Below are 24,402 nucleotides of genomic sequence, written 5' to 3' on the forward strand. Positions count from 1 at the left end.
GTTTGGGGTGCAGTTACTTCCACCGCGTCATTCCGGCGAAGGCCGGAATCCAAGTCCGTGGTGCCACGCAGACATCCAGATCAAGGATGATCTTCAGCATGGATCCCGGCCTGCGCCGGGATGACATTGGTGGTGGGGCGGAGTTTGCGCCAAACCCACCGATCGTCACCCTCGGGCTTGACCCGGGGGCGTTTCCCCTATGGCTGCAAGAACCTCGGATCAGGCGCGAAGGTGACGATCTCGGATGGTCGAAATACCCAGCCCTTAGCTCTTCGGCCGGGGCTGTTCCTTGGCGCGGAACTCCATCAGCTCGCGCAATGCACCAGGCAGCAGCACGGACAGCGGGTTGATCTTGAAATCGGGCTTGGTCAGGGGGCCCGTGACGGCGAAGGTGACGCCGACCAGGCCCTCGCCGTCGCGGCCACCAAGAAGCGGGCCGAGCAGCGGGATTTTCTGGAAGGCGCTGTTGAGACCAAACAGCGGCACATAGGTGCCGGTCAGGTCGTACTGGCGCTGATCGGTATAGATGAAGCCACGCAGCGTGCCACCTACGGTGCCGCCGGTGACCATGGCGTTGGTGACTTCCACGCGATCCGAGCGCCTCATGAAATCCACCTGGGCAATGTCGAAATCCAGCCGGTTCTGGGCGGCAATAGCGGCCCTGGAATCCTTGTGATTGCCCAGCACCTGCGCAACATTGGCTTCATCAACGATGGCGAAGTTGCGCATGATCAGCTGGCCAGCCTCAACCTTGGCGGCCGTATTGCTGTTGAGCACGAGGCTACCCGTGCCGCCCGCGAGTTGTGAGTAAACGCCCAATAGGCGGAGGATGGTGCCGGCATCATTGAAGGCGACGCTGAGCGTCCGCCCCGTTGGGGACGGATTGGTGGTCACCGAGACCGCATTGCCGTCGCTGAACTGCGCCGTCAGGTTCGCCCGCCGCATGTCGCTGCCACGCAGCAGCAGATCAAGATTGAAGTTAAAGGCCGTCGTCGCGTAGTAGCCCAGAGCACGATCCAGCTTGATATCGAGCTGGATCGTCTGGTTGAGCGAGGACTGCACCCCACCGGCCCCGGCATCGAGGCTGAAGAAGCGACCGAGCATCGGCTTGAGATCGAGCTGGCTGCCACGAATCTGCACGGCAAAGCCGCCATTGATCGGGGCGAGCGCCAGTTGGGCATTGTCCCCATCGCTCAGGCCAAACCGATCGAAATTGGCAGCAACCAACCCATCCTTGGTGTGATACTTGACCGATCCGCCCGCTCGGACAGTACCAAAGGCAAGATCGATGCTCGACAGGTCCGTCTCGTCCCCGGCTTGCCGGATGATCGCGGACAGGCGTCCTGGCACACCGGCGGCCTTGGTGACGCCGATATCCTTGATGGTGAGCTTGGCATCCGTGAGGTCGATGGCAATCTGCAGGGAGCCATCGGACAGCGGCTGGCCAACAAAGCGCGCCTTGCCGGACATATAGGGCGAGGCATCAAAACCCATTGCCGTCAGATCGCTGGCGCTGACTGTGGCAGCGAGCTTGAACACGGGAGCCGTTTCGGGTGTACCGGTGATCTCGACCTCGGCAGCCATGCCGTCGATCTCGGCGGTGCCGCCAAGCTGATAGCTGGTCTGCGAAGCGCTGAAAGCCAGCTGGCCATTGCCGATCTTGCGGTTCTGGATGGGCTTGGAGCTGGCAAAGTCATTCACCGTGCCATTAAGCACGTAGTCGACCTGCAGCTCGCGGCCATGCTCCTCGTCCGGCAGCTTGAGGGTGGCAACGAGGCCCAGTTCGACGCTACCGGTGAGCGCGGTCAGATCGACAGGCAGATTAGTGCCAGCGAGTAGCTCGGGCTGTTGGTCTTTGACCAGGGCGAGCATGGCGGGAATGGAGCCCGACACATCGCCCGAAAGCTCGGCAATGCTTTCATTGACCACGGAATTGTCGATGATCAGCGCCGGATTGGCCACCTTGATGTCACCTGCCGTGGTCGCGACGCGCCCGCCACCAGCGGAAATGGTAACGGTGGTGTCGTTGACCACCAGCTTGGTATCACCCTCGATGGCGATGGGCGCCATCTTGTCGGTAGGCTTCACCACAACGCCAGTGCCAGTCATGGCAATCTGCATCGCGCCATTCGGGATCGGCTTGTCTTCGCCGCCAAGCGACATGGAGCCAACGGGGAATTTGAACCGCAACCGGGCGTCGGTGACCGTGCCCGCCGTAACATTGGCGACGAACCAGTCGCGGCTCTCGGTGCCCATCATATAGGGCCAGAGACGTTTGACGTCGTCGGCGCCCACACCCTGCCCGATCAGCGTCAGATCGACACCAAGACCGGCCTGCAGCATGTTCACCCGGCCCTTTGCCTCAACCGTCGCATCACCCTTGCGAGCAACGAAACGGTCAACGCCGAGGGCGCCATAAAGCGGCGCCGACCAGCCGGTGAACTCCATGCTGTCGAACGGCAACTCGGGCGCAGCCATGTCGTTGGGGTGGAGGAATACATTGTTGGCGTTGATCTTGAGCCCAATCGTCGGGCCGAACTTGGGATCGAGCCCAAGCGCGAAAATGCCGGACAAGCGCGCGGAAGTCTGCCCGATATGAATCGCGGAATCCTCCAGGCGGAACTGGCCGTTTTCGGGAGTCCACACCACGTCCATGATCGAGCTGGCGATGGGGAAGTAGGCATCTTCCAACCTCAGATCGAGGCCGGTGAGGTCGATCTTGAAGCGCCCACCCAACAGCTTGCCGCCTCCGGCGCTGAAACCAACGTCGATGGACAGCGCCCCCGCGCCGCGCACCGCGGCCGTGCTGGTGGGGTCGTCGAGAAAAGGCAGCAACGCTGCAAAATCGAGATTGGTCACGTCGGCCTGAAGCCGCGAGCCTCCCTCATCGTCGATCTTGCGCGAAAGGCTACCCGTCATGGTGCGGCCACCCAGCGTGGCCGAGAATGTGCCATCGGTGTCGCGTCGATCCGGCGACGGGCCGATGGAGACGTTGATCTTTTCAAAGCGCCGATAGAGCCCGTAGACGGAGTCGCTCATATCAACGGTTCCGTCGCGCACGACGAGCTTGGAGAAGCGCCCCTGCGCTGCCTGATCGACGAGATCGGCAATGCCCTGCTCGCCCGATTCCAGATTGAAGATCAGCCAGTCATTGTCCGAGCGCATGGGCACCGGTTGGCCGGTATCGCCTATCTGCACGCCATTGGCCGAGATGCGCACTTCGGGAAACGCATCCTCACCCTCGAAAACGCGGAGCGTGGGCAGCCCGCCCTCGGCATCTTCGGTCATTTCGAAGCTGGTGGGTCGCGGCCCGAACAGATCCTGCACGATCTGCACGTGCGGGCGGACGACGGTGACGGTGGCGCCCGGTTGGCCAAACAGAGCGCGCGCAGGCGAAAAGCCAACCTCCAGCGCATCTATGGCAACCTTGGCGCCCGACTTCGCATCTGTCAGGGAGACCGGAGAAAACTGAATGACGGGCCAGACGCCGTTTTCGAGCGCGAGGGCCATGTTGCCCAGGTCGAGATCACTGGATTCCGGTAAGGCGGAGCGGGCGACGGCACTGGCCATTTCGCTGCCAAACGGCAGACGAATGGGGGTGATCAGCATCACGAAATAGAGCAGAACCAGCAGGACACAGGGAATGCCCAAAATCCACACGGCCAGTTTGGCCGCGCGGCGGGTGGGGTGCCGTTTGCGGGGCGCATTCGGCTCATCCGTGGGGTCCGCGGGTAAGGTTGATGCGCTCACGTACTTCCTGATTGAGGCCTTGCCGCTATGTTCGAGCGCTCCTCAGAATCAACCGCAGACTGCGGTCTATTGCCCAATGATACCGGCTGGAATATGGCACCGACACCCACTATTCGCGTCATGCACGACAGCCTAGGGAAAGCCATAACATGCCCGACCTTAATGAAGGCGATCTCGCCCCAGACTTTTCATTGCCGCTGGACGATGGCACGACCTTCCAGCTCTCAGCCCATCGCGGGCAGCCGGTGGTGTTGTTCTTTTATCCGCAGGACGATTCTGGCGGCTGCACCGACGAAAACCGGGAATTCTCGGAGCGCGCGAGCCAGTTTCAGGCTTTGGGCGCCAAACTCGTCGGCATTTCGCCCGACAGCATCGAGACGCACCAGAAATTCCGCGCGAAGCATGGCCTCGCCCTGCCCCTGGCCGCCGATCCCGATCATCTGGCGATCGAGCCATTCGGCATCTGGAAGCTGAAAAAACTCTACGGCCGCGAGTTCATGGGACTGATCCGAACCTCGTTCATCATCGACGCCGATGGCCGCATTGCGCGCATCATCAAGGCCACCCGCATTCTCGGCCACGCGCAGAAAATGCTTGAGGCGCTTGAGGTTGAAGTGGGCAATAACCCAGCCAAATAGGCTTTATTAACCATGGGTCGTCATACTCCACTCACCATAATCGATGGCGTCGTGGGGTATGTCTCGTGCGTAAGCAAGCCAGTTTTGGACGGACCGATCCGTCACTGAACGCTGCCGGAAAACGGACGCGCCACGGCATCCACCCTGCTCTGTTCTACGGCATGTTCTCGGTTCTGCTGGCGGGCAATGGTCTGCTTGGCACCGCATTCCTGCTCTCACCCGATATCGCGCGGTTGATGAGCGGGCAAAACGAACAGGTTGTGCAGGCCTATGAGGACCGCATCGCCCAGCTCCGCGTCGAGGTGGATCGCCTCCACTCGCGTAGCTATGCGCAGGCTGGCGACATCAATCTGCAACTGCAGGAACTGTCTCAGCAGCAGGAAGTGCTGAGCGAACAGCATCAGCTGGTGAAGGTGTTGGTCGACAAGGCCGGCGCACTCGGAATCGACACCGCCTCCATCACCCCGCCCCCGGGCGAAGACGTGGCAATGTTTGCCCCGATAGCCAGCGGTAATGCCGAAATTGATGCGACTGCTGCGGCCATCTCCCAGATGATGGGCGAAACCCAATATGCGATGACGGCCATTGCCGAAACGGCCACGGCCCGAACGGACAACATTGTGTCTGAACTCACCGGCCTCGGCATTCGCGTGGAGCTGCCCGGCGCACTTGATGGCGTTGGCGGTCCGCTGCTGGCGGCAATCGACGAGCCAGACTCATCGCCGATGATCGAGGACGCCAATGCGGTGATGGCTGCGCTGGTTCGCTACAAGGCGGCCCGCGAAAGTCTCGAAATCGCGCCGATCCACATGCCCATCTCGGGCAACTTCCGCCAGAGCTCGGGCTTCGGCAACCGCATGGACCCGTTCAGCGGCAAACGCGCCTTCCACTCCGGTCTCGACTTCGCCGCCCCCACCGGCTCTATCGTGATGAGCGCGGGCAAAGGCATTGTAAGCTTTGTCGGCACCCGCTCCGGCTACGGCAATGTGGTGGAAGTGACCCATCCGAACGGCCTGGTGTCGCGCTATGCGCACCTGTCCTCTTTCCTCAGCGAAACCGGCCAGGCCGTGAACATTGGCACCCCGATCGCCAAAGTCGGCTCGACGGGGCGTTCAACTGGCCCGCACCTGCATTTTGAGGTCCGCAAAGCTGACAACGCCATTGATCCAAAAGCGTTTATTGCGGCTGGAAAGCGCTTGATGGCAGCGTTGGGCTAGCGAACAGCAAGCTGCCAGCTGATCACAGCGCCGTCTGCAGGATCGATCCGCCCACCAACTTGAAGAAAACCGTTCTTTTCCAGAACACCCTGCGACGACAAATTGTCGACAGCGGTATCAGCAGTAACCACGTGAATACGCCGGTCCGAGCTCAGAAGCTCGATAAGTGCTTGCACAGCCTGGGTGGCAAAGCCACGACCACGGCGCTCCGGCGCAATACCATAGCCGATCTCAACCATACCAGGTTTTGAAAATGGCTTGGTGATCGAGCACAGCCCGACCACTTCACCGTCATATACGATCATCCAAGCGGCTGGATCGATCTTCAATCGAGTGACCTGCGCCAAGAAACGGAGCATCTCGATCACCTCGACAGCCTCCAGCCCACCAGCAGGGAGACTAAGGCCATCAGGCGCTTCGCCCGCCGCCATGGCACCGAAATCAACATCGGTGGCAGCAACGAGCCTAAGCATCCCAAAGGCTCCTGTCGTCAATCCGCAGCGACGTCAGTTGCCACGCCCACGCGTTGTGCGAGTGCAGCTTCCATGAAGTCGTCGACGTCACCATCCAGCACCACAGAGGGCTGACCGCTTTCAACGCCCGTGCGCAGGTCCTTGACCATCTGATAGGGCTGCAGCACGTAGGAGCGGATCTGGTGGCCCCAACCGATATCGGTCTTGCTGGCCGCCTGGGCGTTTGCCGCCTCTTCGCGCTTCTGCAATTCGGCCTCATAGAGACGCGATTTCAACATCGCCATAGCCGTTGCGCGGTTCTTGTGCTGGCTACGCTCCTGCTGGCAGGCCACGATGATGCCTGATGGCACGTGGGTGATGCGGATGGCCGAGTCAGTCGTGTTCACGTGCTGACCACCAGCGCCGGACGCGCGATAGGTGTCGACCTTCAGATCGCTTTCGCGGATTTCGATGTCGATGGAGTCATCGACCACCGGGTAAACCCAGCAGCTCGAAAAGCTTGTGTGGCGACGCGCGGCCGAATCATAGGGACTGATGCGCACCAGACGATGCACGCCGCTCTCGGTCTTCAGCCAACCATAGGCATTGTGACCCTTGACCAGAATGGTCGCGGACTTGATGCCAGCTTCTTCGCCGTCGTGCATTTCCAGCACTTCGACCTTCATCTTCCGACGCTCGGCCCAGCGGGTGTACATGCGCAACAGCATGTTGGCCCAGTCCTGACTCTCGGTGCCACCTGCGCCCGAGTGGATTTCGACGTAGCAGTCATTGGCGTCAACTTCGCCAGACAGCAGCGTTTCAATCTGGCGGCGACGCGCATTCTGCTTGAGTTCGAGCAGGGCAGCCTCAGCGTCCTTGACGATATCTGCATCGCCCTCGGCTTCGCCAAGTTCGATCAACTCGACATTGTCACGGATGCCCGCTTCGAGCTCGCGCACGGATTTGACCGCCACGTCGAGTTCGTCGCGCTCGCGCATGGTGACGCGGGCCTTTTCCGGATCGTTCCAGAATTCAGGTGATTCAGTCTGCGCGGTTAGCGCGTCGAGGCGAAGTTCTGCAGTATCCCAGTCAAAGATGCCTCCTCAGCAGGGTCAGAACCTGCTCGATTTCGGCGACGGTCTTTTCGATTTCCGCACGCATTTTCTATCCATCCATTGCTTGGGGCTCATGTAGACGAGCCCACCGGCGGGATCAACCCGCCAGTGGCAAAGGCAATGGCCTAGAAGTCGTTCCATTCAGTTTTGAGGGCCGCCGAACCATCCACAAGGTAGGTTCGGGCGGCGGCGTAGCTGGACTCCGAACGTCGCCGTGGCGTCTCAACGCGCTTGGCTGCCGAAACTGGGGTATCGATCAGGAAGACCTCGACAGTCCGGTCCAGATCAACCGCCTGTGCATCGGTCTGCTCGACTGCGGCGTTGGTTTCTTCCACCAGCGCGGCATTGTGCTGGGTCATTTCATCCATCTGCCGAATGGCTGCACCAACCTGCTGGATCGCAATCGCCTGCTCCTGGCTGGCGCGAGAAATGCCCTGCACCAGGGAATCGTTCTCTTTCACGCCCTCGAGCATGGTTTGGAGCTTGGATGTGGCGTCCGCCACCAGCCGGCTGCCGCCAAGAACCTCGTTCGCCGACTGCTCGACCAGCAGTTTGACCTCGGACGATGCTGCAGCGGCAGACTGGGCGAGACGGCGAACCTCAACGGCCACCACACCAAATCCCTTGCCCGCATCCCCTGCCCGCGCCGCTTCCACCGAGGCGTTCAGCGCCAGCAGATTGGTCTGGAAGGCGATGTCGTCGATCAAGCCAATGATGTTGGAAATCCGCGACGACGAGGTCGATATCCGCTCCATGGCCAGATTGGCGTTTTCCATGACGGCGCCGGTCTCTTCAGCGGTGCGTGAGACCACGGCTGACTTTGAGCTGGCGGTCTCCGCGCGCTTGGCGTTGTCAGAAACGGTCATTGCCAACTGCCGCATTGTCGCCGAGGTTTCTTCGATGGCCGTTGCCTGACGCGTCGTGCGCTCTGACAGATCATTGGCACCGGAGAGGATCTCCGATGTTGCCGCCCGCAGAGATCCCGAAGTTTCCCGGATTTTGCCGACGATGTCGGCAAACTTGCCGATCGTCGTGTTGTAGGCGCCCCGAACCTCTTCCAGTTCACCGACGAATTTCTCGTCGATAGTGCTGGTCAAGTCGCCAGCTGCCAGCGAGCCCAGCCCCTCATTCAACCGCTGTACGGCCAGCTTGCGGCCGGTGATGTCCGTTGCGTATTTGACGACTTTGAACGGCTTGCCGTTCATGTCGAAGATCGGATTGTAGGTGGCCTGGATCCAGATCCGCCGCCCACTCTTGCCTATGCGCAAGTACTCAGCGGCCTGGAACTCCCCCCGGGAAAGCTTCTCCCAGAACAGCGCATACTCTTCGCTTCGGGCAAATTCCGGCGCCACGAACATGCGGTGGTGTCGCCCCACAATCTCTTCAAGGGAATACCCCATAGCATCGCAGAAATTGGCGTTGGCGGTCAGCACTTCGCCTTGCGTCGTGAACTCGATGACGGCCTGCGACTTGCTGATCGCCGCAAGCTGACCGCTGATATCGGCAGCCTTCAGCTTTGCAGCGGTCACGTCCGTGGCGAACTTGACGACTTTGAACAGCTCGCCCTTGCCGTTGTAGACGGGATTGTAGCTTGCCTGGATCCAGACTTCGCGGCCACCCTTGCCAAGGCGCTTGTATTCGGCGGCGTTGTATTGCCCGGAACGCAGACGATCCCAGAACAGCCGATAGCCGTCGCTACCAAGGTCTTCCGACGGCATGAAGATGCTGTGGTTCTTGCCGACGATCTCGGAAAGCTCATAACCCATGGCGGCGAGGAAATTTGCATTCGCCGTCAAAATGGTCCCGTCGAGGGCAAATTCAATAACGGCCTGCGACCGACTAACCGCAGCCAGCGTGGCCCTGTCTGCCTCGATCTGGGATGCCTCACGACGACTGACGAACTGAACCACGTTTGAACCCGCTTTGCTTATTAGTTAGCGGGGAGTTTGCAGCGCTATGTATAAATATCCGTAAATTTACGGATAGCCACAACACTTTACAGTATTAGCGCGCGCTTTTCTGGAGCTTCCTGAGTGCCATTTCCCGACGTGTGCGGGACACTCTGCTGAGAAAAAACACGCCGTTCATCTGGTCTATTTCATGCAACGCCACGCGGGCAACGAAGTCCGTAAAGCGCTCGGAGTGACGCTCACCGTCGGCAGAATCATAGGCGATTTCGGCCCAAACCGGACGCTCAACAGGCACTTCCAGGCCTGGTGCGGACACGGAACCTTCCGGACTTGTCGAATTTTCTTGAGCGACATGAACCACTTCAGGATTAAAAAATATCCTGTAGTCCCGTTCTGCCGTATCGCTCGCGACGCTAATCACCACGAGGGGTTCAATGGCGCCAATGTGGGCTGCAGCCAAACCATAGGCCTGAGCGTCCTGAGCAGCGCCAAGCAGCCGCTTCCCCACCTCGACCATAGGCGCATCGACCGGACGCTGCGTGGCTTTCTGGGCCAATGCCGCGTCGGGATAGCGCACAAATATCGTCATCTAAAACATGCCGCCACGACCCAGATTCGGATCGAGATACTGTCCGTTTCCGCTCGGCTGGGTGACATAACCACCCTCATACTGTTGCTGCATTTGCTGCTGCCGCACTGCCGCATCATAAGCATTGATATCGCCGACGCCGATGACTGAAGTCATCAGGTTTGGACCCGAGCCCGGCTTGAAGGCTTCCTTGATGGAAGCTTCGCCTTCAAAGGCCTTCACGCCAGTATTCGGATTGATCCAGGCGTCGGTCATGCCGGGTGGTTCGGCGAAGGCAGTAGCGGGCTTGCCGGCCAATGCCTTCTGCATGAATTCGGTGAAGATGGGCACGGCAAAGGAGCCGCCCGTAACCGAGCTGCCCATGGAGCGCGGCTTATCGTAACCGACATAAACACCGACGGCGAGTTCAGGCGTGAAGCCAACGAACCAGGCATCCTTGTAGTCATTGGTGGTGCCGGTCTTGCCGGCCACGGGACGATTCAGGACCTTGGCGGCGGTGCCAGTGCCTCGCTGGACGACGCCTTCCATCATCGAGGTGATCTGGTAGGCCGTCATCGGATCGAGCACCTGCTCGCGATTGTCGATAATGGCTGGTTCGCCCTGCCCGTGCCATTCAGTCGCCTCGCAGGCCTGGCAGACACGCTGATCATGGCGATAGACGGTGACGCCATAGCGATCCTGCACGCGGTCGATCAGCGTCGGCACAATCTTGCGGCCGCCATTGGCGATGGTGGCGTAGGCGGCGGTCATGCGCATGTCAGTGGTTTCACCGGCGCCAAGCGCCATGGCGAGCACCGGCTGCATCGAGTCGTAAATGCCGAACAGGCGGGCATATTCGGCCACTAGCGGCATGCCGATATCCTTGGCGAGACGCACGGTCATGACGTTTCGGCTGCGCTCAATGCCGCGACGAAGCGTCTGCGGGCCATAGAACTGTTGCGCGTAGTTTTCCGGGCGCCAGATCGAGCCGTCGCCATTGCGGATTTCGACGGGTGCATCCAGCACCACGGACGCTGGCGTATAGCCGTTGTCGAGCGCGGCGGCGTAGACGATGGGCTTGAAGGACGAGCCCGGCTGGCGCAGCGCCTGCGTGGCGCGGTTGAACTCGCTCATCGCGTAAGAAAAACCGCCGACCATGGCCAGAACGCGGCCGGTACGCGGATCCATGGCGACCAGTGCGCCTTCGATCTCGGGCACCTGCTCAAGGGTGTAATTGCCCGTCTTGCCGGTTACCGGCGATACATAGATCACATCCCCTACTTTAAGAATGTCGCGGACAGGCTTGGAAACCCATTTGATATCGGGACCAGCCAAAGTTCCGATAACACGATCACTGGCAACGCCACCGTCACCCATTCGGTCAGGACGAAGACCGATCTGGGCCTGGTTACCCTCGACTTCGAGCACGACGGCGAGCTGCCATTCCGGTACGTCGCTGAGCGGAGAAATCTTGGAAACATCGACGCCCCAGTCTTCCCCCAACTCAATGCTGGCAACCGGCCCACGGAAACCCTTGCCGTGATCGTAGGAAATCAGCCCGTCCATCAAAGCCTGGCGGGCATATTCCTGAAGCTTTGGCTCCAGCGTGGTGCGCACCGACAGGCCGCCGCCGTAAAGCTGGTCTTCGCCATAGAGCTTGGCCAATTCGCGACGCACTTCCTCGGTAAAATACTCGGCCAGATAGAGCTGGCTGCCACCGGTGCGGTTGACGACGTTGAGAGGCTCCTGCTTGGCTTCGGCGGCTTCCGCCGCCGTTGCGTAGCCATTCTCGACCATGCGGTCGATCACCCAGTTACGGCGCTCGATAGCGGCCTGCGGGCGACGGAAGGGGTGGTAATTGTTCGGCCCCTTTGGGAGCGCGGCAATGTAGGCGGCCTCGCCGAGCGTCAGCTGATACAGAGCCTTGTCGAAATAGTTGAGCGCTGCGGCGGCAACGCCATAGGAGTTCAGCCCGAGGAAAATCTCGTTGAGATAGAGCTCGAGAATGCGGTCCTTGGAGAAGGTCGACTCGATGCGGATAGCGAGCAGCGCTTCCTGGATCTTGCGGTCCCAGGTCTGTTCCGAGGTCAAAAGGAAGTTCTTGGCGACCTGCTGAGTGATGGACGAGCCGCCACCCTGAATGGATGAATTGCCATCGACACGGGCTAGCACGTTGTCGCGCACGGCTCGAATGACACCGTCGAATGCGATGCCGCCATGATTGTAGAAGTCCTTGTCTTCCGCTGACAGGAAGGCGTGGATCAGCAATGGCGGGACGGTCTCGATGGGCTGGAACAGGCGGCGCTCGCGGGCGAACTCAGCCAGCAACGTGCCGTCGGCCGCGTGAACGCGGGTGGTAACAGGCGGCTGGTAGTCCTTGAGGACGGTGTAGTCGGGCAGTTCTGCCGAGACCATTGTCAAATAGACCGCGCCACCAGCGACCGCACCCAGGGCCAGGAACATACCGAAGCCAAAAAGCCAGCCGAGCAAACGCAGCATATAGTCAGTCTCTCCGCAGCGCCGTCCGCAAAGCCCGGTGCCGAATAACAGCTAGCGCCAGCTCCACCGAAGCTGACGTGATTTGCGCGGAATCATACCAGACTGCGCGCTCGATGTTTATCACAAGCCAGATATAGCGCACCGTTCCCGCCACTTGCGCGCGGCGGTGACGGAAATGTCACATCATTCCGGGGCCTTCAGCCCGTCAAAATACGTGGAAATACCCCGCGCCAGCGCATCGGCGGTCCGATCCTGCCAGTCGCTGCGCAAAAGATTTGCCATGTCGGTTGCGTTGGAGAGGAAACCCAGCTCCACCAGAACCGACGGCACATCGGGCGCCTGCAGTACGAAGAAGTCGGCCTGCCGTATCGGGAAGCGACGCAGCTCCACGCTGGGCTCAAGCTGATGCACGATCGCCCGGGCAGCCATATAGGACAGGTGGCGCATCTCGCGACGCATCAGATCGAGCAGGATGTCAACCACCTCCGGCGCCATTTGCGGCATGGCAAAGCCAGCGATCACGTCCGTCTTGTTCTCGGCCTCGGCCAGAACCTTGTCGAGCACATCCGTGGCGTTCTCGTCGCGGGTATAGACGCTCGCACCCCGGATTTCGGGCTGCTGGAAGCTATCGGCGTGGATGGAGATGAAGAGATCAGCCTTGTTGGTGCGCGCCAGAGCCACTCGCTCTTCAAGGCGCAGAAAAGTGTCGTCCTCGCGGGTCAGTGCCACATCGAAGCGATCCGACGCCACCAGCAATTCCTGCAGCTTGAGGGCAAAGGACAGGACAATGTCCTTTTCCTTGATGCCGCCAGCGGCTTCGGCGCCACTATCAATGCCGCCATGGCCGGGGTCGATGACGACCAAGGGCCGGGTGACCACGGGCAGCTCGGAACCACCTGCCGGGGTTGGCGTCGCGGCAACCGGTGCTGATGCCGCGCTGGCCGAAGCCACGCGATCGGTCTCGACGTTGGTGGCAAACTCTTCGGCGGTGGCGGGAATGATATCCACAACCAATCGTGCGGGCTGCCCCTCGAACGGGTCGAGCACATAGGCCTGCTGCACTTGGGCGGGCTGCGACAGGGTCAGCACGGTGCGGACACGGTCGGGCGCTGCCTGCTCCACCGCATAGGCAGAGACAATGCCGTCGCCTGCAGGCGTGCCCGAAGGTTCCGGGACCGAGAAGGTTGCAGCACGCACATCGATGGCCAGGCGATTGGGATCATCAAGCGACACGAGCGCAAACTCGGTCTTTGCCGCCAGATCGATGATGAGCCGCGCCCGCTCTGGCGTATCCGAGATCCGGACATCCATGACGTTGGGCAAAGGCGGAATTGGCGCCGCCTCCTGCGCCAGCGGCGCACCAAGCATTGCGACCAGCAACCCGAGCACGGGCAGCACATTGTGTTGAAGGGATTTGAACAAGCGCAGACCGGCCCCTAAATCTTGCTGAGCCGCAATCCCATGTAGATCGGGCGATTCTGCGGCGCGAAGGCAGTTATGCAGCGATTTGTCTGGCGGGCCAAGGATGGCCAACACAAAACCGCGCGATGGGAGCAATTTGACTTTCCTGTTGCCAATCGAACGCAACATCCCTACACGCTAAGGGTGAGGCGTAAGCTTCCTGCAAAGCCGGTTTACGTGGCCACCAGGCCATCGATAGTGGCGCAGGAAGTGGCTGAGGAGAGGGACGAAGAGTATACCCCGACCCCAGTTCAGAAGCGGCAATCCTGCGCCTCGTATAAGAATTTCGGTCCTCAATGGGACCGGACGGCTGCTGGCAATTATTTCGTTGCAGGCGGCCCACTAGGAAGAGGTCAGATGGCCCGCAGGCGAACAGAACGCGACGCGATCGAGCATACCGATTGCCGCTTTGCTTCGCTGCATCTTCCGGCCCTGACCACTCATATCGGCGCGTCGAACGCAGAGGTTCCCTGCGCCACCCCTCTCAAACCATTCGCCTCGCATAGCGCTATTGCAGGGATGCCGGTTCGCCGGCGCCCTCTTGTCGGCGCGCGAGAGCGCGGAGTTCATTTCTATGGCTACAAAGAGAATGCTGGTGGATGCCATCCACCCGGAAGAAACACGGATTGTCGTCACATCGGGTAACAGGCTCGAAGAGTTCGACTTTGAATCGGCGACCCGCCGCCAGCTGCGGGGCAATATCTACCTCGCAAAGGTCACGCGCGTTGAGCCTTCGCTTCAGGCGGCATTTATCGAATACGGCGGCAATCGCCACGGCTTCCTGGCCTTTTCGGAAATTCACCCCGATTACTACCAGATCCCTGTTGCTGACCGGGAAGCGCTGCTGGCTGACGAAGAGCATGACGACGATCATGCAGATGAAGTCGACGAGAACATCTCGCTGCCTGCAGGCGTAACCGAGCCTGACGCCGAAGCCGATCCGCAGGATCACGACGACGAAAGCCACATCGAACAGGCTCCGGCCAACTCCGAACCAGTCGAGTCGATTGGCGGAGCGGATGCGCTTGAGGAAGTACCAGAGCGTCGCCGCCAGAGCCCAAATCGCCGTCACTACAAGATCCAGGAAGTCATCAAGCGCCGCCAGGTCATGCTGGTTCAGGTGGTCAAGGAAGAGCGCGGCAATAAGGGCGCAGCTCTCACCACTTATCTGTCGCTCGCTGGCCGCTACTCGGTTCTGATGCCAAACACCGCTCGCGGTGGCGGCATCTCCCGCAAGATCACCAACGCTGCTGACCGCAAGCGCCTCAAGGAAATCACGTCCGACCTGGAAGTGCCACAGGGCATGGGCGTCATCCTGCGCACGGCTGGTGCTTCGCGCACCAAGGCCGAGGTCAAGCGCGACTTCGAATACCTGATGCGCCTCTGGGAGAGCGTGCGCGAACTGACTCTGAAGAGCCAGGCGCCGTGCCTCGTCTATGAGGAAGGCTCGCTGATCAAGCGGACCATTCGCGACCTGTACAACAAAGAAATCGATGAAGTCTTCGTGGCTGGTGATGACGCCTTCCGCGAGGCCAAGGACTTCATGCGCATGATCATGCCGAGCCACGCCAAGAACGTGGTTCTGTATAAGGAAGATCAGCCGCTGTTCTCCAAGTACGGCATCGAAGCCCAGCTTGATTCGATGTTCTCGCCAACGGTCACCCTGCCCTCCGGTGGCTACATCGTCATCAACCCAACCGAAGCACTCGTCTCCATCGACGTGAACTCGGGCCGCTCCACCAAGGAGCACAATATCGAGGACACCGCGCTCCAGACCAATCTGGAAGCCGCTGAGGAAGTCAGCCGCCAGCTTCGCCTGCGCGATCTGGCCGGCCTGATCGTCATCGACTTCATCGATATGATGGAAAACCGCTCCAACCGGGCCGTCGAGCGCAAGCTCAAGGATTGCCTCAAGGACGACCGCGCGCGCATCCAGGTTGGCCGCATCAGCCATTTCGGTCTGATGGAGATGAGCCGCCAGCGTATCCGCTTCGGCGTTGTCGAAAGCTCGACCCATAAGTGCCCAATCTGCGATGGCACGGGTCTGGTCCGTTCCGTCGAGTCGCTGGCGCTGATGATCATGCGTCACATCGAAGATCACGTGCTGCGCCGCCAGGGCCAGTCGATCAACGTGCGCGTGCCCGTCGACGTCGCTCTCTACATCCTGAACTTCAAGCGCGAGACCCTGACTGCGCTGGAAATCCGCAATCAGCTGTCGATCACCATCTCGGCCGACAGCAAGATGACCGGCCACCAGTTCGCCATCGAAAAGGGTGAAACCCGCGTCATCGCCTATGCCGAGCAGCGTGCCACCGAGCATGTCCGCGTCGACAGCGCCATCATTGAAGATGCTGACGAAGACGAGATCGAAGAGATCGAGGACGAGGCAGAAGCCGACGGCGAAGAGCGTCCAGCCGCCACTGCTGAAGCCGGTGAAGGCGAAGGCCGCCGCCGCCGTCGTCGCCGCCGTCGTGGTGGTGAGCGCGGTGACGAAAACGGTCAGCGTCCACAGCAGCAGCGCGCTGCCAACCCAGCAGCCGTCGAAGGCGATGTGGAAGCATCGACCGACGAAGGCGACGACGAGGAAGGCGACGAGACCGCAGCCCGTCCTGCTGGCGAAGCAACCGGTGATGAAGAGCCACGCAAGCGCCGCCGTCGCGGTCGCCGTGGTGGCCGCCGCAACCGTCGTGATGGCGAAGAGGGTGCAGAGCGCCCAGCTTCGGGCTCCGATGAAGCCGGTGTGACGGAAGTCGTCGCCAGCGAGACTGCCGAGGCCCCAGTGGCACAGGCAGAAGCCGCTCCGGTAGAAGACGTTGCTGCTGAAGCTGCTCCTGTTGCAGCCGAGGAAGCTCCAGCAGAAAAGCCAAAGCGCACCCGTCGCAAGAAGGTTGTCGAAACCGCTGACTCGGCTGAGCCAGCTCCGGTTGAGGCCGCCGCACCTGCCGAGGCTGCACCAGCCGAAGCTGCTGCCGACGAAAAGCCAAAGCGCAAGCCACGGGCCCGCAAGCCAAAGGCTGAAACGGTGGAGGCAGCAGAAGCCGCACCAGCCGCGTCGGTTACAGAAGTGCCAGCCGCTCCAGTTGCCGAGGCTCCCGCCCCGGTCGCGGAAGTTGCAGCCCCCGCTCCTGCGGTTGAAGCTGAGGCCGAAGCGCCAAAGTCGCGCCGCGTGAAAAAGGAACTGCCAGCCGAAGGCATCGTGGTTTCCTCGAGCGCCGAAAAGCCCGCCGAAAGTGGCACGGCTGAGCCTGAAAAGAAAAAGGCCGGTTGGTGGCAGCGCCGCCTCGGTCTGGGCTAGAACTAACAAGGGCGGCCCTCGGGCCGCCCTTTCCATTTTGGCTGACCAATGTCCCGCACCGCCCGCCTGCTCGATCTGCTGCAATTGCTGCGCAACCGCAGCACACCCATCACCGGCCCCGATCTGGCCGCCGAACTCGGCATTTCGATCCGCACACTCTACCGCGACATCGCCACGCTGCAGGCACAGGGTGCCGACGTGGAGGGCGAACCCGGGCTCGGCTATGTCCTGCGCCCCGGCTTCACGCTGCCGCCACTGATGTTCTCCGCCGATGAGATCGAAGCCATCGTGCTGGGCTCCCGCTGGGTGGCAGCGCGCTCCGATGACACGCGGCTGAGCCAATCGGCCAAGCAGGCCCTGAGCAAGATCACCGCCGTCATGCCTAAAGAGCTGCGTGAACGTGCTGAAGCCACCAATCTACTGGTGGCACGCGGCGGCCCGCCGCCTGCGAGCATCGACGCAGGGCTGATCCGCCTCGCCATACGCGACGAGCGCAAGCTCATCATCACCTATGCTGATCTCGACGGGCACGAGACGCAGCGGACCATCTGGCCGTTTTTGATCGGCTTCTTTGAGCAGGCCCGGATTGTCGGCGGCTGGTGCGAGTTGCGGCAGGACTATCGCCATTTCCGCATCGACCGCATCACGCGGCTTGAAACCACCGACATCCGCTACCCCAAGCGCCGTGCGGTGATGCTCAAGGACTGGCGGGCGCGCAACAACATTACGCCGCCGAGCTGACATCCACTGCCGGAAACTGACACCTCATGGGCGCATGCTCTCCCCATCAAAGGAGATCACCATGCGTACCCTCAATTACCTTCTGCTCGCCGTCGCAGACCCTGTCCGCAGCGCCGCGTTTTACAGCAATCTGCTCGGCATCCAACCCGTCGAGAACAGTCCATCCTTCGTGCTCTACGTGCTGCCCAATGGCATCAAGCTGGGCCTGTGGATCAAGGGCGAGATCGATCCCGCACCACGCGCAGCCGGCGGCATCGAGATCGGCTTCAGTGAAGACAACAATGCAGCCGTGACGGCCACCTATGAGGACTGGTCCGCGAAGGGCGCGCGCATCCTGCAGACACCCACCCAAATGGATTTCGGCTTCACCTTCACCGCCGAGGACCCGGACGGGCATCGCCTTCGCGTCTTCGCCATTGCCGCCAACCCACGCTGAACGCAGTGGCACTATGGAGGCGGCGGCGCTGGATAGCGATAGACGATATCGCCCTCGTCCGGCACAGCTGCCCCATGATCCCTCATCCCGCCAAGACGAGCGGAAACTGCCATCGACGGCAGATTCCGTGGATCGAAATAGCTCACCAGTGTTTTAAGTCCGAGCGTACTGAATGCCCAGTCCCGCAGGGCTTTGCCAGCTTCGGTCGCGAAGCCCTGCCCTTCGTGCCCGTCATAAAGGAACCATCCCAGCTCTTTCTCCGGAAAGAGCGGACCGTGATTGATGCCAGCCTGCCCAACGCATTGCCCCGTGCTGGCAACATCGATCATCAATGCGCCATGGCCATAGAGCGGCCACATGGCGATATCGCTGGCAAACATGCCCCAGGCCGCCCGTTCATCGAACGGGCCACCCATGAAAACAGCGCGCTCGGACGCCATCAGTGCCGCATATTCCGGAAAGTCCGAGACCACTGGCGGGCGCAGGACCAGCCGCTCAGTGCGCAGGGTGGGAATAAGCGACATTGTTCATCCTCTACTTCAAAAACGCGCCCATGCGATCGAGAGCCATCTCGATCGCTTCGCGCTTGCCGGCGTAGGAGAAGCGGACGAAGCCGTTGCCGCTGGTACGATCAAAATCGATGCCGGGGGTGACAGCGACACCCGCCTGATCGAGTAGCGTCTCGCAGAACTGCAGGGCGTCGTTGGAGAATTTGGCAATGCCCGCATAGGCGTAGAAAGCGCCATCGGACGGATTGCCGATGTCAAAGCCGAGCGCATGCAGCCCATCATTGAGGAGCGTGCGATTGGCGGCGTAGCCTGCCTTCTGCTCCTCAGAATAGTCGCGTTCGCCCAGTGCCACCGTGGCGGCGATCTGGCTCAGCGTTGGCGCGGAGATGAAGAGGTTCTGCTGCAGGATTTCGGCACGACGCACCAGATCCTGCGGCAGCACCATCCAGCCGATGCGCCAGCCGGTCATGCAATAGTACTTCGAGAAGCTGTTGATGATGATGGCATCGTCGGTCAGCTCCAGCGCTGACACCGAGGGGCAACGATAATCGAGCCCGTGATAGATTTCATCGGAAATCAGCCGCACACCGAGGCGCTTGCAGGTGGCGATGATGTCAGCCAGTTGAGCGCGATCAACTGCAGCGCCGGTGGGATTGGCCGGGCTGGCAAACAACAGGCCATCGAATGGGTTTTCGGCATGAGCGACGGCAATGTCTGCGCCGGTGAGCTTCCAGTCGTTCTCTGCGGTCAGCGGAATCTCTGCAATGCCGAAGCCGAGGCCAAGCAGCGTGTTCACATAGGCCGGATAGCCGGGGCGCGTGATGGCGATGCGGGCACCGGGGCGGAAAGCCGTATGGAAGGCAATGATAAAGCCCGCCGAAGACCCCATGGTGCAAAGAACGGCATCGGCGTCGACGGTCACACGGTGCTGGGTCGCATAGTAATCGACCAACCCGTCGCGCAACTCGGCCAGACCTTTGGCATTGGTGTAGCCCTGCGCATTGGGCAACGCCCGAGCGACGGCCTCGATCACCTTGGGTGCAGGAGGGGAGCCGGGCTCGCCCACTTCGAGATGACAGACGGTGCGCCCGCTCGCTTCAATCGCCTTGGCGCGCTTGAGAATCTCCATGGCATGAAACGGCATCAGGCCATCGGCGGGCAGTTCGGTCATCGTCTAATTCCTTGCTGAGCCACTTCGCCTAACGCCTTAAGCGGTGGCTCTCAACAACAATTGATCCTCAGGGCAAACCGATGTCCATTGCTGGCTGCTAATCCCAATGCATGTCTGCTAGAAGCCATGCACTGATCTACAGCCGGAGCCCACATCTTCATGTCTCGCGTCACCCTCGCTCTCGTCGCCCTCGTGGGCATTCTGGCCGGCGCACTCGGCTATTCCGTGCTCAACAAACCAGCGCCCCAGACCGATAGCGTCGCCGTGCAGGCCATGATCGATCAGGCGATTACCCAATATGACGCCAAGCGCGCCGCCGATGCGCCCGCAGCGGCGCCGACGCAGGACGTCGCGGCTATCAGCGCTGACACGATCAATCCGCTGATCGAAGCGTACCTGATGAGCGACCCCAAGGTTTTGCAGCGCATGTCGGTGGCTCTTGAATCCACCTTGCGCGCGGAAGAGCGTGGCAAATCGACCGCCGCTATCGCCGCCATGCGCGATCTGATTTTCAACGACCCCGGTCAGGTCGTGCTCGGCAATCCGGATGGCGATGTGACGCTGGTCGAGTTCTTTGACTACAATTGCGGCTATTGCCGCACTGCCCTACCCGATCTGGCGACCCTGCTCGCGGAAGATCCAAACCTGCGCGTGGTGCTCAAGGAGTTCCCGATTCTCTCCAACGAATCCATCGACGCCGCCCGCGTCGCTGTACTGGTTGGCGAAGCCGACGTGGATTACTGGAGCTTCCACGAAGAGCTGTTCACCAGCCGTGGTCAGGTGGGCAAAAAGGCCGCGTTGGACGCTGCCGGCAAGCTCGGCCTGAGCCCGGTGAGCCTTGAGCTGCAGATGGGCACTGAGCCGGTTTCCAAGCGTATCCAGACGTCCTACCAGATCGCCAAAGCGCTCAACATCACCGGCACGCCGACCTACATCATCGGTAACGAAATCATTCCCGGTGCCATCGGCATCAACGAGCTGCGGACACGTATCGCCAATATGCGCGACTGTGGCGAAACAACCTGCGGCGGTTAGGCCCTAATTTTGCCGAGTTTTTTGCCTTTTCGGTGCATTTCGTATAACCGGACTTGCGCCGGTCCAAGGGGCCGGTGCACAAGGCAAAAATCATGGTAAAGCGCGTTCTCGTCCTCAATGGCCCGAACCTCAACATGCTCGGTGTACGCGAGCCCGATATCTATGGCGCCTTGACGCTAAAGGATATTGAGGCGCTCTGCGCCGAGACAGCCGCGGAAGTCGGCCTGAGCGTTGATTTCCGGCAATCCAATCACGAAGGTGAATTGGTCACCTGGATTCAGCAGGCCCGTGAATCTGCCGATGCGATTCTCATCAATCCGGCGGCATATTCCCATACTTCGGTGGCGATCCACGACGCCCTCAAGGCGGCTGGCCTGCCTGTGGCCGAAGTTCACCTCAGCAATATCCATCAGCGCGAAGCGTTTCGTCATCATTCCTACGTGTCAGCCGTCGCCTTTGGCGTCATTTGCGGCTTTGGCGCGACCGGGTATAGGATGGCACTGACAGCCCTCGCTGAGAGACTCAAATAACGATCAACGCGGAAAGCGCGGGAGACCGACAAGAATGACCAAGTCATCGCAAGACGATCAGGACCTGATCCGGGCGATTGCCGAACTGCTCAACAAGGAAAATCTCGCTGAAATCGAGATTGAGAAGGAAGACTTCCGCGTTCGCGTGACGCGCTCCTACGCCAATGAGTCGGTGACCTACGCAGCGCCTCAGTATGCGCCCCAGCAGTTCGCACCCGCCGCGCCGCAGCCACTGGCGCCAGCCGGTTCGGTTGCCCCAGCCGCGCCAGCCGCTGCCGAGGACCTCGCGTCCAACCCAGGCACTCTGACGTCACCAATGGTCGGCACAGCCTACCGCTCGCCAGAGCCAGGCAAGCCAACCTTCGCAGAAGTTGGCACCAAGGTCACCGAAGGCCAGACCCTGCTTATCATCGAAGCAATGAAGACCATGAACCAGATCCCGGCGCATCGCTCCGGCACCGTCACGCGCATTCTCGTTCAGGATGCTCAGCCGGTGGAATACGGCGAGCCGCTCGTCGTCATCGAGTAAGGGGGACCTCATGTTCCAGAAGGTCCTGATCGCCAATCGCGGCGAAATCGCCCTGCGCATTCTGCGTGCCTGCAAGGAATTGGGTATCCAGACGGTAGCGGTGCACTCCACTGCCGACGCCAATGCCATGCATGTGCGCCTTGCTGACGAAAGCGTCTGCATTGGCCCGCCATCGGCCAAGGACAGCTATCTCAACATTCCCGCCATTATGGCCGCCTGTGAAATCACCGGCGCCGATGCGGTGCATCCGGGCTACGGCTTTCTCTCCGAGAACGCCCGCTTCGCCAAGATCCTGACCGAGCACAACGTGACCTTCATCGGTCCGTCGGCGCATCACATCGAGATCATGGGCGACAAGATCACGGCCAAAAAGACCGCCGTTGAGCTTGGCATTCCGGTTGTTCCCGGCTCCGCTGGCGCCGTCGAGAGCGACGAAGAAGCCATCCGCACCGCCCGCGAAATCGGTTACCCCGTGCTGATCAAGGCAACCGCTGGTGGCGGTGGCCGCGGCATGAAGGTTGCCAAGACCGAAGCCGATGTTCTGGAAGCGTGGTCAACCGCCCGCACCGAAGCCAAGGCCGCCTTTGGCAACGATTCCGTCTACATGGAAAAGTACCTCGGCAAGCCACGGCACATCGAAGTGCAGGTGCTTGGCGACGGCCAGGGCAATGCGGTGCACCTGGGCGTGCGTGACTGCTCGCTGCAGCGTCGTCACCAGAAGGTTTGGGAAGAGGCCGGTGGCCCTACCATCAAGCCGGAAGAGCGTGACGAAATCGGCGAGATCTGCGCCGCCGCCATGCGCAAGCTGAAGTACTCGGGCGCAGGCACCATCGAGTTCCTGTACGAGAACGGCGAGTTCTATTTCATCGAAATGAACACCCGCCTGCAGGTGGAGCATCCGGTTACGGAACGTATCACCGGCATCGACATCGTGTACGAGCAGATCCGCGTCGCCTCGGGCGAGCAGCTGTCCATGCGCCAGTCGGATGTGAGCTTCTATGGCCATGCCATTGAAGTGCGCATCAACGCTGAAGATCCGCAGACCTTCGCACCGTCGCCAGGCACGATCACGTTCTACCACCCCGCTGGTGGCGTTGGCGTGCGCGTCGATTCGGCTGTCTATCAGGGCTACAAGATCCCGCCCTATTACGACTCGCTGATCGGCAAGCTGATCGTATATGGCCGAACCCGCGAGGAATGCCTGCAGCGTCTGCGCCGCGCGATTGACGAATTCGTCATCGACGGTATCAAGACCACCCTGCCCCTGTTCCAGCGCCTGATCCGCGAACCGGATGTTCTTGCCGGGAATTACGACATTCACTGGCTTGAAAAATACCTGGCCGAGAACAAGGTCTGACAAACATCAAGGGGCGCGGTGCGCCCCTTTTCTTTTAGGCCGTATGACGATGTCCAAACCCAGCCCCTTCGATGTCGAGATCACCCCGGAACTGATCGTCCGGGCCTATCGCGCCGGCATCTTTCCAATGTCGGAAGACGCTGAAGACGAGGACATCTTCTGGGTCAGTCCGGAGATGCGTGGCATTCTCCCACTCGACGGGTTCCGCCTCTCGACCAGCCTGCGCAAGGCGATCCGAAAATCAGTGTTCGAAGTGCGGGTCGATACCGATTTCGAAGCTGTCATCGAGGGCTGCGCCACGGTTGGCGAGGATCGCGAGCAGACCTGGATCAACTCCACCATCCGCAATGTCTATGGTGAGCTGTTCCGGCGCGGGGTGGCGCACACAGTTGAGGTCTGGGACGGAGACGAGCTCGTCGGTGGGCTCTATGGGCTGGCCATCGGCGGCGCGTTCTTTGGCGAGTCGATGTTTCATCGCCGCACCAATGCCAGCAAGATGGCCATGGCCCATCTGGTCGAGAGACTGAATGCCGGCGGCTTCGTGCTGCTCGACACCCAGTTCATCACCGACCATCTGGAATCGCTTGGCGGCATCGAAATCCCGCGCGAACACTATGAAGAGCGACTGGCCGAGGCGCTACATGTCGACGGCGATTGGGCTGCCTGGGATCGACGCTAGTCCTTGAGGCGGAACGCAATCTCGGTGACCGGCAGACCCGACGGGTCTTCGCCGGGATCCTTGTGGTAGATCTCCATGCGATTGGCATTCACATAGCTGTCGCCCTGCGCCTCGCCATCCAGCTTGAAGCCCTGTTTGCAGGCCCAATCGTCCAGCTTCATGTTGGCGTCGTAAAGCTCCGGGTAATCGGCTGTTGCCGTGAGCGAGGCGAAGCGGCCGCCCGGAATGGTGCCCGTCGAGACGCGATCGTCAGGTGTCAGCACCCGGTCGGTCGGCATGGCGACCTGCATTTCCATTTCACCACCGGGGAAGAAGCCGACATAATTGAAGATTGGCGCGCCGGTGAGTTGCCCGCCTTGCGCCAAAACCCACTGCACCACCTCGCCGATGAGCCGCGGGGCGGTGCCGGCGATCTCGGGTTGGCGGAGCTTGAGCACGATGGCCGCATAGGGCTGCGGCGCGCGGTCGACGATTTTTGGTTCTGTGAGCATGCTGTCCTCCTCTGTGCCC

Annotated in this window: 20 protein-coding genes; 10 read left to right on the forward strand and 10 right to left on the reverse strand. The window is 60.9% G+C overall.

The genetic code is table 11. From position 1 onward, the window contains the following. Positions 1 to 264: 264 nt before the first annotated feature. Positions 265 to 3,750, reverse strand: coding sequence for a DUF3971 domain-containing protein (locus tag WH87_RS07445; RefSeq protein WP_156458148.1), 3,486 nt, complete (start codon positions 3,748 to 3,750; stop codon positions 265 to 267). Positions 3,751 to 3,899: 149 nt separating this feature from the next. Between WH87_RS07445 and WH87_RS07450 the strand changes: the two genes are divergently transcribed. Both WH87_RS07450 and WH87_RS07455 read left to right on the forward strand, forming a co-directional pair. Further along, positions 3,900 to 4,388: a peroxiredoxin gene (locus tag WH87_RS07450; RefSeq protein WP_046140257.1), complete on the forward strand. Its 489-nt coding sequence runs from the start codon at positions 3,900 to 3,902 to the stop codon at positions 4,386 to 4,388. A 65-nt stretch (positions 4,389 to 4,453) separates the two neighbouring features. Beyond that, entirely contained in the window at positions 4,454 to 5,605 is a 1,152-nt protein-coding gene (locus tag WH87_RS07455) for a M23 family metallopeptidase (protein ID WP_156458149.1), read from the forward strand. Here WH87_RS07455 and WH87_RS07460 read toward each other — a convergent pair. The 6 genes from WH87_RS07460 to WH87_RS07485 all read right to left on the reverse strand — a co-directional run bounded on the left by WH87_RS07460 (position 5,602) and on the right by WH87_RS07485 (position 13,571). Next, the gene (locus tag WH87_RS07460; protein ID WP_046140258.1) at positions 5,602 to 6,078 is read right to left on the reverse strand and encodes a GNAT family N-acetyltransferase; all 477 of its coding nucleotides are present in this window, start codon (positions 6,076 to 6,078) and stop codon (positions 5,602 to 5,604) included. The two genes, WH87_RS07455 and WH87_RS07460, sit on opposite strands and share 4 nt — an antisense overlap. A 17-nt stretch (positions 6,079 to 6,095) precedes the next feature. Further along, positions 6,096 to 7,218, reverse strand: a protein-coding gene (gene prfB, locus WH87_RS07465) for a peptide chain release factor 2 (RefSeq protein ID WP_156458150.1) whose coding sequence is annotated in 2 segments (ribosomal slippage) — positions 6,096 to 7,148 and positions 7,150 to 7,218 — 1,122 coding nt in all. Because the reading frame shifts where the segments join, the coding sequence is not laid out codon by codon here. 79 nt (positions 7,219 to 7,297) lie between these two features. Next, positions 7,298 to 9,082 (reverse strand): methyl-accepting chemotaxis protein, encoded by a 1,785-nt coding sequence (locus WH87_RS07470; protein WP_052726586.1) that lies wholly within the window; start codon positions 9,080 to 9,082, stop codon positions 7,298 to 7,300. 94 nt (positions 9,083 to 9,176) lie between these two features. Further along, a complete protein-coding gene (locus WH87_RS07475; RefSeq protein ID WP_046140260.1) occupies positions 9,177 to 9,671 on the reverse strand; it encodes a peptide deformylase in 495 nt (164 codons plus the stop codon). Beyond that, positions 9,672 to 12,149 carry a penicillin-binding protein 1A gene (locus WH87_RS07480; protein WP_082092550.1) on the reverse strand — a complete coding sequence of 826 codons (2,478 nt, stop codon included), beginning with the start codon at positions 12,147 to 12,149 and terminating at the stop codon, positions 9,672 to 9,674. Positions 12,150 to 12,332: 183 nt separating this feature from the next. Further along, positions 12,333 to 13,571, reverse strand: coding sequence for an N-acetylmuramoyl-L-alanine amidase (locus WH87_RS07485; protein ID WP_197410747.1), 1,239 nt, complete (start codon positions 13,569 to 13,571; stop codon positions 12,333 to 12,335). A gap of 613 nt (positions 13,572 to 14,184) precedes the next feature. On the opposite strand from WH87_RS07485, the gene WH87_RS07490 reads away from it, so the two are divergent. From WH87_RS07490 to WH87_RS07500, 3 genes are all read left to right on the forward strand, one after another. Further along, positions 14,185 to 16,905, forward strand: coding sequence for an Rne/Rng family ribonuclease (locus WH87_RS07490; RefSeq protein ID WP_046140261.1), 2,721 nt, complete (start codon positions 14,185 to 14,187; stop codon positions 16,903 to 16,905). A gap of 48 nt (positions 16,906 to 16,953) precedes the next feature. Then, positions 16,954 to 17,646 (forward strand): helix-turn-helix transcriptional regulator, encoded by a 693-nt coding sequence (locus WH87_RS07495; protein WP_046140262.1) that lies wholly within the window; start codon positions 16,954 to 16,956, stop codon positions 17,644 to 17,646. A gap of 61 nt (positions 17,647 to 17,707) precedes the next feature. Next, positions 17,708 to 18,082, forward strand: a complete 375-nt coding sequence (locus WH87_RS07500) for a VOC family protein (RefSeq protein WP_046140401.1) — start codon at positions 17,708 to 17,710, stop codon at positions 18,080 to 18,082. 11 nt (positions 18,083 to 18,093) lie between these two features. Here the strand turns inward: WH87_RS07500 and WH87_RS07505 are convergent, their stop codons facing one another. Together WH87_RS07505 and WH87_RS07510 are read right to left on the reverse strand one after the other, a co-directional pair. Then, positions 18,094 to 18,606 carry a GNAT family N-acetyltransferase gene (locus WH87_RS07505; RefSeq protein WP_046140263.1) on the reverse strand — a complete coding sequence of 171 codons (513 nt, stop codon included), beginning with the start codon at positions 18,604 to 18,606 and terminating at the stop codon, positions 18,094 to 18,096. A 10-nt stretch (positions 18,607 to 18,616) separates the two neighbouring features. Continuing rightward, complete coding sequence (locus tag WH87_RS07510) at positions 18,617 to 19,762, reverse strand: pyridoxal phosphate-dependent aminotransferase (RefSeq protein WP_046140264.1); 1,146 nt, start codon at positions 19,760 to 19,762, stop codon at positions 18,617 to 18,619. 159 nt (positions 19,763 to 19,921) lie between these two features. On the opposite strand from WH87_RS07510, the gene WH87_RS07515 reads away from it, so the two are divergent. The 5 genes from WH87_RS07515 (at position 19,922) to aat (ending at position 23,892) form a co-directional block, all read left to right on the forward strand. Further along, on the forward strand, positions 19,922 to 20,797 hold the full coding sequence (locus tag WH87_RS07515; RefSeq protein WP_052726588.1) for a DsbA family protein: 876 nt from the start codon (positions 19,922 to 19,924) through the stop codon (positions 20,795 to 20,797). 92 nt (positions 20,798 to 20,889) lie between these two features. Then, positions 20,890 to 21,327: a type II 3-dehydroquinate dehydratase gene (gene aroQ / locus WH87_RS07520; protein WP_046140403.1), complete on the forward strand. Its 438-nt coding sequence runs from the start codon at positions 20,890 to 20,892 to the stop codon at positions 21,325 to 21,327. Positions 21,328 to 21,361: 34 nt separating this feature from the next. Further along, positions 21,362 to 21,856, forward strand: a complete 495-nt coding sequence (gene accB, locus WH87_RS07525) for an acetyl-CoA carboxylase biotin carboxyl carrier protein (protein WP_046140265.1) — start codon at positions 21,362 to 21,364, stop codon at positions 21,854 to 21,856. 10 nt (positions 21,857 to 21,866) lie between these two features. After that, entirely contained in the window at positions 21,867 to 23,213 is a 1,347-nt protein-coding gene (gene accC, locus WH87_RS07530; RefSeq protein WP_046140266.1) for an acetyl-CoA carboxylase biotin carboxylase subunit, read from the forward strand. 49 nt (positions 23,214 to 23,262) lie between these two features. After that, a complete protein-coding gene (gene aat, locus WH87_RS07535) occupies positions 23,263 to 23,892 on the forward strand; it encodes a leucyl/phenylalanyl-tRNA--protein transferase (protein WP_046140404.1) in 630 nt (209 codons plus the stop codon). Here aat and WH87_RS18935 read toward each other — a convergent pair. Continuing rightward, positions 23,889 to 24,383: a GyrI-like domain-containing protein gene (locus WH87_RS18935; protein ID WP_052726589.1), complete on the reverse strand. Its 495-nt coding sequence runs from the start codon at positions 24,381 to 24,383 to the stop codon at positions 23,889 to 23,891. The two genes, aat and WH87_RS18935, sit on opposite strands and share 4 nt — an antisense overlap. Positions 24,384 to 24,402: the final 19 nt, after the last annotated feature.

Origin of the sequence: Devosia epidermidihirudinis (assembly GCF_000971295.1) — a bacterium.
Classification (GTDB): Bacteria; Pseudomonadota; Alphaproteobacteria; order Rhizobiales; family Devosiaceae; genus Devosia; species Devosia epidermidihirudinis.